14 protein-coding genes and 1 pseudogene are annotated in these 13717 nt (G+C 42.2%); 14 read left to right on the top strand and 1 reads right to left on the bottom strand.

Annotation, left to right across the window (positions count from 1 at the left end):
- The first annotated feature begins 122 nt into the window (after nt 1-122).
- The 5 genes and pseudogenes from BMY78_RS15040 (at nt 123) to BMY78_RS32850 (ending at nt 5532) form a co-directional block, all read left to right on the top strand.
- Nucleotides 123-1142 (top strand): phosphotransferase enzyme family protein, encoded by a 1020-nt coding sequence (locus BMY78_RS15040; RefSeq protein WP_090900090.1) that lies wholly within the window; start codon nt 123-125, stop codon nt 1140-1142.
- Nucleotides 1143-1923: 781 nt separating this feature from the next.
- Nucleotides 1924-2112, top strand: a pseudogene (locus BMY78_RS33780) (peptidase G2 autoproteolytic cleavage domain-containing protein); the annotation flags it as partial.
- Between the two features lie 711 nt (nt 2113-2823).
- Nucleotides 2824-3693 carry an abortive infection system antitoxin AbiGi family protein gene (locus BMY78_RS15030; RefSeq protein WP_090900084.1) on the top strand — a complete coding sequence of 290 codons (870 nt, stop codon included), beginning with the start codon at nt 2824-2826 and terminating at the stop codon, nt 3691-3693.
- Nucleotides 3694-3696: 3 nt separating this feature from the next.
- Nucleotides 3697-4887: an abortive infection system toxin AbiGii family protein gene (locus BMY78_RS15025; protein ID WP_090900081.1), complete on the top strand. Its 1191-nt coding sequence runs from the start codon at nt 3697-3699 to the stop codon at nt 4885-4887.
- A gap of 492 nt (nt 4888-5379) precedes the next feature.
- Nucleotides 5380-5532 (top strand): hypothetical protein, encoded by a 153-nt coding sequence (locus BMY78_RS32850; RefSeq protein ID WP_177185746.1) that lies wholly within the window; start codon nt 5380-5382, stop codon nt 5530-5532.
- Nucleotides 5533-5816: 284 nt separating this feature from the next.
- Here the strand turns inward: BMY78_RS32850 and BMY78_RS15020 are convergent, their stop codons facing one another.
- Nucleotides 5817-6305: a hypothetical protein gene (locus BMY78_RS15020; RefSeq protein WP_090900078.1), complete on the bottom strand. Its 489-nt coding sequence runs from the start codon at nt 6303-6305 to the stop codon at nt 5817-5819.
- 315 nt (nt 6306-6620) lie between these two features.
- On the opposite strand from BMY78_RS15020, the gene BMY78_RS15015 reads away from it, so the two are divergent.
- The 9 genes from BMY78_RS15015 to BMY78_RS14995 all read left to right on the top strand — a co-directional run bounded on the left by BMY78_RS15015 (nt 6621) and on the right by BMY78_RS14995 (nt 13653).
- Entirely contained in the window at nt 6621-7553 is a 933-nt protein-coding gene (locus BMY78_RS15015) for a hypothetical protein (protein WP_090900075.1), read from the top strand.
- A 439-nt stretch (nt 7554-7992) separates the two neighbouring features.
- Complete coding sequence (locus BMY78_RS33355; RefSeq protein WP_256222142.1) at nt 7993-8601, top strand: hypothetical protein; 609 nt, start codon at nt 7993-7995, stop codon at nt 8599-8601.
- Nucleotides 8537-8902, top strand: a complete 366-nt coding sequence (locus BMY78_RS33350; protein WP_256222141.1) for a hypothetical protein — start codon at nt 8537-8539, stop codon at nt 8900-8902. Before BMY78_RS33355 ends, BMY78_RS33350 begins: the two co-directional genes overlap by 65 nt.
- A 139-nt stretch (nt 8903-9041) precedes the next feature.
- On the top strand, nt 9042-9233 hold the full coding sequence (locus tag BMY78_RS33345; RefSeq protein WP_256222140.1) for a hypothetical protein: 192 nt from the start codon (nt 9042-9044) through the stop codon (nt 9231-9233).
- A gap of 169 nt (nt 9234-9402) precedes the next feature.
- On the top strand, nt 9403-9750 hold the full coding sequence (locus BMY78_RS33340; protein WP_256222138.1) for an S-layer homology domain-containing protein: 348 nt from the start codon (nt 9403-9405) through the stop codon (nt 9748-9750).
- Between the two features lie 30 nt (nt 9751-9780).
- Complete coding sequence (locus tag BMY78_RS33335) at nt 9781-9918, top strand: S-layer homology domain-containing protein (protein WP_256222136.1); 138 nt, start codon at nt 9781-9783, stop codon at nt 9916-9918.
- Nucleotides 9919-10104: 186 nt separating this feature from the next.
- The gene (locus tag BMY78_RS15005) at nt 10105-11049 is read left to right on the top strand and encodes an ABC transporter permease (RefSeq protein WP_090900072.1); all 945 of its coding nucleotides are present in this window, start codon (nt 10105-10107) and stop codon (nt 11047-11049) included.
- A complete protein-coding gene (locus tag BMY78_RS15000; protein WP_090900070.1) occupies nt 11043-11939 on the top strand; it encodes a carbohydrate ABC transporter permease in 897 nt (298 codons plus the stop codon). Before BMY78_RS15005 ends, BMY78_RS15000 begins: the two co-directional genes overlap by 7 nt.
- 109 nt (nt 11940-12048) lie before the next feature.
- On the top strand, nt 12049-13653 hold the full coding sequence (locus BMY78_RS14995) for an extracellular solute-binding protein (protein WP_090900067.1): 1605 nt from the start codon (nt 12049-12051) through the stop codon (nt 13651-13653).
- Nucleotides 13654-13717 lie beyond the last annotated feature (64 nt).

Raw genomic sequence — 13717 nt, 5'->3', positions numbered from 1 at the left:
CTTTTTTGTGTATAGTATAGTTTAAATTGTTTACTACATATTTTTAAGCTTTTACTATCGTTACAATAACATATAAAAGAAGTAGTTGATTTTACTTCATAAAAACTGCAGGGGGATAACAAATGAATGATTTTTTTAGATTTGATACTGATGAAGAACGGCGGGCGTTATTAATCAGAGCAAGGAAAGTCGCTTTATCTGCAATTCGAAAGTATGCCTTAGAATGGGATAGCATCCAGTTTATTCAACTATCCGATACGATCACGTATAAAATTGAAACCAGTACAGATAACAATTATTTACTTCGCATTCATTCGGACCGATTAAGCAGAGAGGAAATTCGTTCGGAACTCCTACTGTTACAAGCACTGAACAAATCGAAAGATCTAAATGTACCAGAAGGGATGGCAAGTTGTGATGGTATTTATGTATTGGACATCGAAACAGAGATAGGATATAGGCGCCCTTATGTAACGATGATGCGGTGGATAGAGGGTGAAAAAGCAGCAGGTGAATTTACAGATAGTCAAGCATATAATATAGGTGTATTGATGAGCAGGCTCCATGCAGCAGCAAAGGATTTCAATCCACCTTCTGATTTTGTAAGACCTACTTGGGGAGTAGAAAGTTTTAAACGTGAAATGGGTAAGTTGGAACTTTACTATGAACGTTTTTTATCCGAAGAGGGATGGAAGCTGTATCAAGATGCAGCTGAGAAGGTTGTATCCCAACTTACCACTATGCATCCAAGTGAACATAACTATGGGCTCATTCATGCTGATTTACATACCGGTAATATGGTTTTTAAGGATAATGAACCCTATCCGATTGATTTTGGAAGATGTGGGTACGGATATTATCTCTACGATATGGCAGGCACCATATTGGAGCTTTGGCCAAAGCATCGATGGATGCTTATCCAAGGTTATGAGAGTATTAGGAAGTTGGAAACGGACTATATTCGGGATCTGGAATGTTTTTTTGTCATGTTCATGATCGAGAATTGCTGCCATCACTCCTCTGATCCAAGAGAAACAACCAGTTTAATCGATGAACAAAAGTATGCCCAAGCATACATAAGAGAATATTTAAATGGTAATCCATTTTTATTCGAAGTGATCGAGCCTGTAAATGTGGATTAATACTAACCGATACCGGGCTAAAATAATGATATCTTATGGTGATGATTTACAATAGGTCGCTGTTTAGAGTGTTTGTTCATATCATCAAGTTTTAAAAACGTGAGCTATGACTTCGAGTTTATATAAGATCTACTTGTGTACTTAGCGCTGAAACTTTTCTGTTTATTATGAAGATTTATACTTATTCATGAAGTTTGTCCGATCCAGTTGTTCTTCAGCTTCTCTAGTTCCCCTTCATTTTCGGGGTATATTTTGACGGAGCTGCTTGGGTCGTTTCGTGATTTTTTAAACTGGCATTGAGTTGGAATGAAGGCGACTCGAATTGGTGGGTCGTCTTTTTTCTTTTCTAGGGGCTTGATGGTTTGCGCCGGATGTTCAGGTCAGCGAGATGCCAAATACGGTTGAGGCATTATGGAATATCGAGCTTTTATATGGAAAGCATCCGTCCTATACGGAGAGTAGGTATGCGGTAAAGTTAACAACAAAGCTGGAGGGGGAGCTTCGAAGTGCTCCTTGGTCATCGATTTGAGGGATAAGTTCGATGAGTTCCTCAGAGATTTTAATGTTTTTGGAAGTATGGAGAAGGCAGAGCTGCATCAAACCATTGATTATGTGAAGCTTTAAACTTCATATTCTGCAGAATTAGCATAATGTATTTATTAAGAACCCCTTTTATATCTTTAAAGCCTCTAATCCAATTGGACACTCGAAGCCACCTCAGATACACTAAATGAAATGAGGAGAGCGTCCATGAAAAGATGGAAACGGGGAGGTTACAGTCCCATCACACACGTTGAAAACAGCATTAATCAATCCTCAGTATGATCCTTTACAGACTTACGTTTCTCGGTTGGAGCGTCCAGAATGGGTAGCTGTAGGAATGATGGGAAAACTTCTGATAAGAAATGATGGCACATGTCGAGAGAACGGGTACTGTATAGAACGTTATTTCATTTTTTTGTATATGTAAAACCGCTTTACAGCGGTGTAAGCGTAAGTTAATCAAATTATCGAACAGAGCAGTAAAATGTTGTTGTTGAAAGATGTAAAAAGGAAAAGCTTTTAGTTAGAATCTGAAAAAGATATTTTAAAGGAATCAACAAAAAACGAGCCTTAGTAACTGAGGCTCGTTTGTGCAGAAGCCACTATTGGCTCCAAAAGTTGTGATTGGTTTAAGACAGTGGTTTCTCACTGACCAAATAGCGATAACAATTCTACCCTATTTCAGAGAATTTGACCATACTTTAGCTTTATAGTTATTGTCCTTGGTTCGAGACCAGAACCGTGCTGGAATGGACAAAAACTTAGTCCGATTGCCGATTAGATATAAATCTAAGCATTGAGCATATCACTTAAAACCTCATTAAGTACCGTAACACATGTAAATGGGCCTTGCAGGGCCAGAATAACGTACAGTTCAATTACGGCCATCCAGACCTAAGTTTGGATGAGAAGGAAAAGAGTTTCGACCAGTAGGCCCGTATCGTCAATAGTTATTAAAAAAACCAAGTTCTTTTGCTTCTTCGACGTTAATGCCTAACCCAAAGTGTCTATCTCTATTTTTCCTTATATCTTTAAACTTATGTAAACCAAAATGCGTCCTCTTAATCCATAAGGTATAATTTTATAGTAAATGATTCTTTCAGTTAGCAATATAACTTAAAATCTATAGGAGACTCTAATGGCCATTGAACAGTATAGTGATATTTTATTGGACTCAGCTCCACAGGTGTCTCAGGCTAACTACACTTACAGACAAAGTGCGAATGTCCTTTTCAATTTCATGCCTAAACTTGAATACCTGAAAAGTAAATTAAGCAAAAAAGCAATGATTCCGAGATTTTATGAAGAGAATATCACATACTTGGATTTGACCGAGATGGATAAAGTTGCATTTCCTATGGTTTGTTTCTGTGATATTCATCTAAACAAATTAACGTACCATATGGGAGGCACCAATAGCTCTGATGGATATGGGCGATACGGAATTGGTATGAGCAAGATGTGGGGCATCCAAGAAGGTGTTCAACCGATTAGTTATATGAATAGTTCATCGGCTTTACTCTCTGACTTCAAAACAGCATTCAAACATGCTATGGAACAAATGCGTGATGGTACTGGGGATGAAATCCTTCATAATCAATTGGCAACACAACTGCTTTTTATCAAACCATTAAACGGAGAAATGGCAAAGCAAAGAGGGACTTCTTTCGAACACATTTCTAAGAATTTTCATGATGAGAGGGAATGGAGATTCGTCCCCAATTTTAGTGATGTATATACAGATTTGAGTTTGATAATTCCACAATCGGTTTTGGTGAATAATTTGAACAATGTGGTATGTAATGCATACTCAGACGGCATTGAACAAAAAGAAGAACTGTGGTTGAAATTTGATTATGATAAGATTGAATATCTAATCGTGGATACGGTTGAAGATCGAGATAATTTAATTCATTTCATCATGAATGATTTACACACTGATCAAACCACAAAATATATTCTAATCTCTAAAATTATGGTATTTACTCAATTAGAGAAGGATTGGTGAAACATGTTTTCCAACTTTAAAGAATCATTTAAAAAATCAGACGGTCGTATAATCCCAAAAGAAATCGTTGAGTCTCTCAACAAAAGGTTGCCTGATGGTCTTATATATAAGCGAGTAGCTAATGACCTGGTTGTTGCAGTGCCTAGTGAAGGTAGGGCTATGCAGATGTCTGCCAATATCAAAATCCCTGAAAGTTTAAGAATCTACAAACCGGAGGAACTCTTCGATATAATCTATAGAAGTCAAACTGAACTTAAAATTGATAAAAATGTGCCAGTTAAAATAAACGGGATCGAGATACCATTAGATGAAGCGGCATTAGCTCCTTTATTAGCAAGTGAAAATACTGAATTCTACTTACAGCCAAAGCCATTCCCGCCACCTCACGTAGTTGAATTTTCTGGATATGGGCACACTAGATCTCTAACTATGCAAAGGCAGCCGCTTGCTGATCTTAATAAAACGCTATTAAAAAATATAGATAATGACGGTCTGCAGGTATCCATGACAGTACTTGAAGATATAGAAACACTTCAATTTTCCTTTAATTTTAATCTCCAAAAAGTTAATTCCATCGATGAATTATTAAGTGTTTTATTAGTATATCAGGCATTTATTCAAGGCGACGGGCAGGTAGTTGGAATGAGATTACCCCCTTCGCCAATCAACGATGTAGAGAGTGGGACATTGAATGAACTATTAACGTTTTGGAAAAAGATGAAAAGTGTTGAGAACAAGTTGGGAGTCCATTTTTCACTAGATTTGCCTCTTAGTGATGAGGAAGACATCTGGTTAATTAAACTGTACTCGTCCTTTGTAAAAGAAGTGCCGTTCAGAGAAAATATTAAGTATACTTCGATTACATTCGATCCTCCTGAGGATTTTGATAAAGATCGGTTAATCAGTCAAACCGCCGGTTTTACATTTGTGCAGCCTGAGAATATTAATTTACTTGAGGTAGATCTGGAATTGTTTGCAGTGATGGGCGTATATAATTTGCGTATTTCAGATATAATTCCTAGTATAAAAGAGCAAGGTAAGTTGGAATGTATACTTGAAAATAAGTCCTCTCAGAAAAGCTTTCGATCAATGAGATACTTTAAGACGTATGAAGAGGCTTTGGAGTTTCAAAAGAACATAAGACCACTTCATGAGGCCAGAGATTTGTTCAGCATTTTTGAAGAAAATAAATAACTTTATCTTAGTGAGCAGTTTTACTCTAATGTGTAGATTCAATTGGATTGATTTTTTCATATCGTGATAAGATCGATCTAATTTATAATATTGACTAACTAATATAGAGAATGGTGAATAGATGCTACTACGTAAGCGGCATGACACGATGATGGACCTTGAAGTATTTTATGACGACGTGATTCGGTAGTAGCGGTTTAATCTGGTGTTATTCAAATTTGGCCAATTTATTATGGCTGCCTTCATTGGCAGCCTTTCCAGTGCTTCATGAAGGGATATACCATAGTTCTCATTTTTGTTTTCATTTTCCGAAAGTTAGTATTGAAGTGATTTGAATAATAGCCACAGGAAACAGTCGTTTACCGCGGTGGTGGTTATCTTGCACCGAATTTTGGATGGAGTCAGCTCGTAGTTCTCAAAAAGTTGTAACTTTATATCACATTAAAAGCCGCTAACTCGTTTTATATGCAAACTATAGAAGGAGTAATTGCTATGAGAACATTATCTTGCGTCGTCATCGGTGCCGAGTATGCGGGAATACATGCCATTAAAGAAATCCGAAAATTGTGGGGGGACAAGAACATGATCCGATTGCCGATTAGAAGTATATCTATTCTAACTCTGCCTGCTAAGTCATTAAGCTAACGGGCAGGTTAACGTAGGAAAATAGATATGGACGTGACTGAAACGGAGCTTTTAAATCTATATAGATTGAACTTGAAAATATCTTATAAGGGAAGAGAGACGGAGGAGAAGTTAGAAAATGTAGGAGCGATAGCGTCCGCCTTTGTCACCGGATTTCTACCGTGAATATCTGGGAACAACAGCGGCCGGAAGTAGAAGCATTCACTGGAGTCACGCTAATTCCAGAATAAAAAAAATCAGGAGCCATTGTCGAAAACAATGGCTCCTTCTTTATGAAATTACTATTATGATAAACTTGATGGAACATCAGTATCAGTCGGGTTTTCATCTTTTTCATTTAAGAGCAACGAATTGGGATACGATTTAAGAAATGTTGATTCATCTACTTTTAAAAAAAACTCGCCTTCAAAAATTAGTTGATTCGTATTAGGTCCGATTTGATCTAACTTTCTTGCTATCTCAGATTCCTTAAAGATACTTTGTTCATCTGCTCGCAAGAACATGCCATGAGGTGTATATAGTTGACTAAAATACCCTTTTGTGAGTTTTGATTCTACGGATTCTACGATTTTTACTGATTCTTCGAATTTTACTGATTCTTCGAATTTTACGGATTTTACGTTATTTGTTGAAAAATTAGTGTTAACAGGATTTTCAACTGTCTTATTTACAGTTTCCATTTCTGGATTGGTGTCTGCTTTTGAATTCGATATTAATTCCACTCCTGAAATAATAGTCACTGCAAAGGCTATTAAATATATTTTTTTAAACATATTATCCTCGCCCTTTCTATACCAACAATTATTTCCTACTTTAAAACATTATATTCACTAAAATGGTAAGGGCCTATTTGGCTTTGCAGTACAACTAGTTTCCGAAACAAAATCCCGACTCATGGCAGCTCATTTCGCGCAGGACACCTATTGAACTAACGGGAAACGATAGCGTAATAAAACCAAGAAAGCAGCTGATCACTTTGATCAGTTGCTTTAATTCAACTAACGGGCAGGTCACTGGAATAAAAAGGGGTTTGCATTGATGATATAGAACTATTTTAATGACCAATATTTTTGAGGTGAGATTAAGTAGTGATAAACATACAACCTATAGATTTGCATAGCGTTAGAGACGGGGAGATTATCAACGGACTTATCTACATCACTGATTACACACCAAAGACAGATGCGGCAGGTAAGGCACCTATATACGGTACTTGTCATTACTACGGTAAGACAATAGGTTTCAAGATTTGTGACGAGTACCTTCAGAACAATCTCAACATCAACAACCTTGTAGGGGCTATTGCCTTGATTAAAGGCAATGTTGATTCCTACAACGATAAAATCGAGTTGACATTAACAGAAATAAACTTCCAGCACGGTGTAACGGATATCAATATCTTTTACAAGCGAGTAGATGTGGAATCGGTTTTCAAAAGTTTCGTGCAATTTGTAAACAGTAACCTCACTCAGCCCGCTGCAACTCTATTATTCGGCATTTTTCAGAAGGAAAATTTGTTCGATCCGTTCAAGGTTACTTGGGCGGGTGCGAAGATGCATGACGCTCAGATCGGTGGTTTGATGAACCATACGATGAAGATGCTTCGTCTTGCTAGAACCTTGATCGAAAATGATTCTCGACTAGCTCCTTGGGCTGATTTACTCTACCTGAGCATTATCCTTCATGTTATAGGTAAGGTGTTAGAAATTGAAGATGGTGTTTACACAGGGTTGTCCTATATAAGTCACAGGGTTTTTGGTGCTGAGATCACTATGAGAAATAAAGATGAAATCGTGGTGACGTTTGGCGAGAAGTTTTATTACGATATTATCTCAGTTCAGTTGGGGCATCACGGTGAATTTGCCGATAAGCCAGTAACCATTTGGGCTTACATCGTTCACCTCATTGACATGCTTGAAGCTCACACTACAGGATTCTTAGACAAGTTGGAGAATGGCGACTTTAAGACTAAGAATGGTCAGAAGACGGTGTATGTCAACTCGTCCAATCTGGTCGTATAGAAGGCGTATCTGATGTATCGATAGATAAGTTACCTTCATTTCTTCCCCTCTGGCAAATGATGTTGGAACGAAAGGGTTTGGTAAAGATTGATTCCGCCTAACGGGTTAACTAAGAGATGCCGTTAATAATCTTATGTATCAATACCTTTGAGCTTACCGGCTGGATAGCGACCGGCGGTGATGAACTTGATAGTTGAAATTGATGGTTATTTTGAAAATGTACTTATCATCGGCAAGACATGTTCAATTTCGGAATTAAAAAGGAAATATAAAAAAGGCAAAACCCGTTGTACAGACATAAGTAAATTTGCAGATATTTTTTGTAGGATGATTCTTGTTTTATTGAGCTAACGTTTCCCGTTAGTTCAATGTCTTGGCGCATAAATACGGTCAGTATCCGTATCAATTACAACATCTGGCCTAGGGTCTTGATGAGATCGTGAAGCAAGCTCGCAGCCGAATAGACAACTTCTCGTATCCGCTAGGCGAAGGGTTGGGAAGCTATAGCCGATCTGCGTACGATGCCCTTCTCGCTAAACTCGACCATGCGGAGGAATTATCTACCGACGCAAGTTTGACGGAAGAGCAATTCAACGAAGAACGGAGTTCCCTTGCCGAGCTGGAAGCCGCTCTGTTAGCTTCGCTCAATAGTACGCAAGATGGCGTGTTTTATAACGCTTATCGGGGTTTCTCCAGCGATGAGACGGGTAAATACCCATTTGGCTTTAACATCGAAGACCTGACCAATGGCGCTACCGCAACAGTTCAGGAAGAGGAAGGAAATAAATTCCTTCGGTTGACCACAACCGCTACCGCAGGCAAAGCCAACCTGTTCCTGCCTTATCTGGGTGAGGTGACAGCTGGGGCAGATCAACGCATTGTTATCGAATATCGCGCACGATTAAACACCAACTTCCAGTACGCCAATGGCGCTATGACGAGGAACGACAGCGGGACTAGCAATTATTCTATGGTCTCTGCGTTTGAAGGGCAAGCTGATCGTGCAGGATGGCGCTTCCAAGAAGACCGTCCAAAACTACACCATTAACACGTGGTACAAAATTAAAATGGTAGCCAACTGGGATGCCAAGACTTATACCGTCTATATCAACGATAATCCTGATCCGGTCGCTACTGACTTCGTTTTCCGCCATACGGGCGGCAACAAGCTGACCGGCCAGCGGTTTGGCATCGACGGCTATGCCAACGCGTCCATCGACTTTGACGATTTCAAAGTGATGGTTACCGGAGGAGCTAAGGCAACTCCTGTTGGACTTGGGTCAAGTAATGAAACAGCGGCAGGCGCTAACGATGGAACCATCACGGGCGTGAACGCCTCTATGGAATGATCTTCGGACAATGGGAGCACGTGGTCCATTGTAAAGGGGGATACTCTGCACAATCCGGCTCCGGGAACTTATTGGATTCGTTACCGTGAGATCGATGACTATAAAGCCAGTGCCCATGTGGAGTTAACCATCAAAGGTTATGATCAACCGACGAACCCCTCTGGGCGGAGGTGGATCTAGCAGCTCTACCAACACGTCTACAACAGTCAAAAACGAGGACGGCAGTACGACAACCATCGTTACGAATAAGACAACCGGTACAGTAACCGAGACCACCACTTGGCCTAATGGAGTTAAAGTGAAACGATCACGACTTCCCTTGCGGAAGTAACCGCCAATGTCCATCTACCAGAAGGCGTGGCAGATGCGCGGATTACGATCCCCGCGAAAAATGCCTCTGCTTCGACTGTAGCCTTACGGTCAGGGAAGACGGCTCCAGAAAAATCATTGGAGACTCTGTTCTAACCAAAGATGGAGTGAGCTTTATAGCCAAAGGCGATATGACGGTTAAATTGATCGACAACAAGATTACCTTCAAGGATGTGCCTGACAGCTATTGGGCGGCCGAAGCGATAACCTTTGCCGCCAGCCGAGAACTGTTCCTTGGAACGGGGCAAGGCGTATTTATTCCGGGTGAATCCATGAGCCGTGCCATGTTCTTTACTGTGTTGGCTCGCCTCGACGACGTTGAGACCGAAGGCGGTGCGAATTGGTACACCAAGGCGCAAAACTGGTCTGTAACGGCCGGGATTAGCGACGGCAGCGCCCCGGATGCAGCCATTACCAGGGAGCAATTGATCACTCTTTTGCCCGGTACGCCGACAACCTGCAACAAGCGGCAACGGTAAGAGCTATGCCGACAGCGGCGAGGTTTCCGTTTGGGCAAAGGAAGCGATGAACTGGCTGTGGCGCAAGGGATCATGAACGGCAAGCCGGGGAACCTTCTGGCGCCTGCAAGCAGCGTCACTCGAGCTGAAGTATCTGCCATACTTGCCCGCTTTATAACTTCGCGCTAGCTAGGCATCACCCGTAAAGAGCCTTGAGCAATCAAGGCTTTTTACGGGTTTCTTTCGGATTACTTATATCACCACGATTTTAAGTTATTACAAAATTCATTTAAATGAGTACATTTTTATAATTTCCCCGGTAGCTATAATGAAAATATGAGAGCTCCTCTTAATACAGCCGGAAGGAGGAAAGAAATGAAAGCGGTTTTAGAACAAGACTACGCTTCAATTAAGAAGAAAAATAAATTTCTTCACAACGTCAAAAGAGACAAATGGTTATACGCTCTTTTACTGCTGCCCTTTGCCTATATCCTGATCTTCAAGTATGCCCCGATCTACGGCGTTGTTATGGCCTTTCAAGATTACAATATTTTTGCGGGAATACAGGGGAGTGAGTGGGTTGGATTGGATGTGTTTGAGTTCATTTTCCAGCAGGACAGCTTCTACCGTGCGCTCAAGAATACGCTGCTGCTGAATGTTTATGACTTGATCGCGGGCTTCCCAGCGCCGATTATTCTAGCGATTTTGCTCAATGAAGTGAGAATGGTGAAATTTAAGAAAATAACGCAAACCGTATTATATCTGCCTCACTTTTTATCCTGGGTGATTATCGGCGGCATGGTCTATCTGATGTTCTCCAACAGCGGCATGGTCAACACGTTCCTGGCGAACCTGGGCCTTGTGAAGATCGAGTTTCTGTCGCAGAAGGTGCCTTGGTTAATGACTTATATCTCGGTTGGCGTATGGCAGCATATCGGCTGGGGAACGATCATCTATCTGGCGGCAATGACGGGAATCAACAAGGAATTGTACGAGGCCTCCGATATTGACGGATGCAGCAGACTTCGCAAAGTATGGCATATTACGCTGCCCGGCATTAAGTCAACGATCAATATTTTGCTGATACTCCAGATTGGCAGAATGGTTTCCATAGGGTTTGATCGACCGTTTGTAATGGGCAATTCATTAGTCAGCGATTACTCCGACGTGATCAGTACATTCGTATACAGAGTTGGTATTAGTTCGGGGGATTTCTCCCAAGCGACTGCGGTAGGATTGTTCCAATCCGTCGTTGGCCTAATCCTGCTGATGGGTGCTAACTATATCGCGAAGAAATTGGGTGAGGATGGGATATGGTGAGCATGGCGAGCAGTTTAGGCAAAAAGAAAAAAATGAGCGTGGCGGATATCGTCATTATCGTATTTATCGTGACGTTATCCTTCACGTGTATCGTTCCGTTCCTCTATATGATTGCGCTTTCCTTAAGCTCCAACGAAGCGATTATCTCTCAAAAGGTAGGGCTGTGGCCGGTGGGCTTCACCCTCGAAACGTACAAAACCATCTTAAGCGACGGGGAGATGCTGTATACGCTTGGTTACAGTATTCTGCTTACGGTTTTCTACACCGTAGTATGTATGTTCCTGACCATTTGCGGAGCGTATCCGCTGACGAAAAAGCGGCTGATGGGAAGAAACTTTATCTTGTCGGCATTGGTCTTCACCATGTATTTCAGCGGTGGTTTGATTCCTTCTTATATACTGGTTAAAAACCTGGGGATGATGAACACGGTGTGGAGCTTGGTGTTGCCGGGCGCCATGAGCGTGTTTAACCTAATCATCCTGAAGACGTTCTTCACCAATCTTCCAGAAAGTCTGGAAGAATCGGCTGCGATTGATGGCTGTTCGGATCTGGGCATTCTCATGAAAATCGTGCTTCCTCTGTCGCTGCCCTCGATCGCCACGTTAAGCCTCTTTTATGCGGTGGACAGATGGAACGGTTTCCAGGATGCCCTGTTCTACATTACGGATAAAAATCTGTATCCGATGCAGATGAAGCTGTACCAGATCATTTCGGCCAATCAGCAGCTGGACAGCCAGCAAGGCGGAGAAGGAAGCGCCGGCTCCTTCATTGTGCCCGAGTCATTGAAAGCGGCCAGCGTTATGTTTACGACCATACCGATCCTGCTCATCTATCCCAAGCTGCAGAAGTATTTCGTAGACGGCGTAATGACGGGAGCCATTAAGGGCTGATAAGGAAAATTCGGATGGATAGGGGTGATTGCCGGGCTGGGCTGGTGGATGTAAAGAGGCTTTGCGATAAGAATCAGTTCATATCTATCATTTGAAAGGGTGGTTTTGAGTGAATACTGGTATAAAGAAAAAAGCAGCCATTCTGTTTAGTACAGCGCTGCTTGCCGGTGTTATGGCAGGCTGCGGTGGGAATAACGGCAATAATGAACCGGCGGCATCAAACGGTGGATCCCCGGCAGCAGAATCATCTTCTGGTCCCGTTGAAACCTTGACTGTAGAAGTGTTCGATAGAGGGATTCAAGGACAGCCGGACTTGAATAACAACACGTGGACCAAATACGTCAACGAAAAATTCGGTAAGCCTAATAACGCCGTCGTAAAATTTGTTTCCGTGCCTCGTTCCCAGGAAGTCGACAAGCTGAACGTACTCATGGCTGCCAACGAAGCGCCAGATATTTCCTTCACCTACGACGGTACGACCGTAACCCGTTTTGCCAAAAACAATGGCCTTTATACGCTGGACGAATTGCTCGAGAAGGATGGCCAGCAATTGAAAGCTTATCTCGGCGATACCGTTCTTGACTACGGGAAATACGATGGCAAACAGGTCTCCATCCCGGCGAAGCGGACTTTGCTTGCCTGGAACGGATTGTTTATCCGCAAAGATTGGCTCGATAAGCTTGGACTGCCCGTTCCGACGAACAAGGACGAATTGTACGATACGCTCGTTGCCTTCCGCGACAAGAACCCCGGCAATGTAAATGGCGTCATTCCGTGGGCGACTGCGGCTGCCGGCATGAACTACACCTTTGGCAATCTGGTTCCATCCTTCTGGAGTCCTATGTCGGAGGAAGAATTCGTTACCACCACCAACTGGCTGAAGCCCGGCAACAAGGATGCGTATAAATGGCTGAATAAGCTGTACGCGGAAAAACTGATCAGCCCCGACTTTGCTTTGGACAAAACGGCTAAGCAGGCGGATGCCGACGTAACGAACGGCAAGGTAGGCTTCTATGGGGCCAACTGGGATTATCCGATGGTGCAAAAAATTCGCGAGCCGCTGAAACAAAATGCGCCGGACGCGAACTATGTTCCGATCGATGCCTTCAAGAACGCGGAAGGAAAATATATCAAAGAGACGTATAATGAAAACGGACTTTTCTCTTTTATTCCGAAAAGCAGCAAACATGCGGAACTGGCTATGAAGTATCTGAACTGGATGGCCGATCCGGAAGTGTTGTTCTTCCTGCAGTTCGGCGAAAAAGGCGTCAACCACACGATGGTAGACGGCATCCCGCAAGGGATTGCGCAAACCGGCGAAAATATGCAGATGAGCAATCTCAATCTGGATTATACGCTCGTTGTTAACGGCGCGGAGCTGGGCGACACCGAAAAGAATGTCAAAACGTACGCGGCAGCCTTGGCGACCGGAGATAAAGACTATGAGAAAATGGCTGTTGATTCCTATAAGATCAACACGACAGACGGCTATACCGGCTTTTACTATGGTGTCCCGAACGAAGCCAGCATCAAATACGGCAAAACGCTGGGTGATATGAACAAGCAAATGACGGATCGGCTGATTGTTGTCAAGCCGGCCGAATTCGACGCCTTGTATGACAAGCTGGTGAAAGAATATATGGACGCTGGCGGTAAAGCGGTTCAAGAAGAGAACGTGAAGCATTACAGAGAAATTAAAGAGAGCAGCAAGTAATTCATAAGATACGGATAAACCCATCGTTTGCTAATGACCGTGGTTTATCCGTATTTTAGATTGC

This window comes from Paenibacillus sp. OK076 (genome assembly GCF_900110055.1).
Lineage (GTDB): Bacteria > Bacillota > Bacilli > Paenibacillales > Paenibacillaceae > Paenibacillus.
This window is presented reverse-complemented; position numbering and strand designations above follow the sequence as displayed.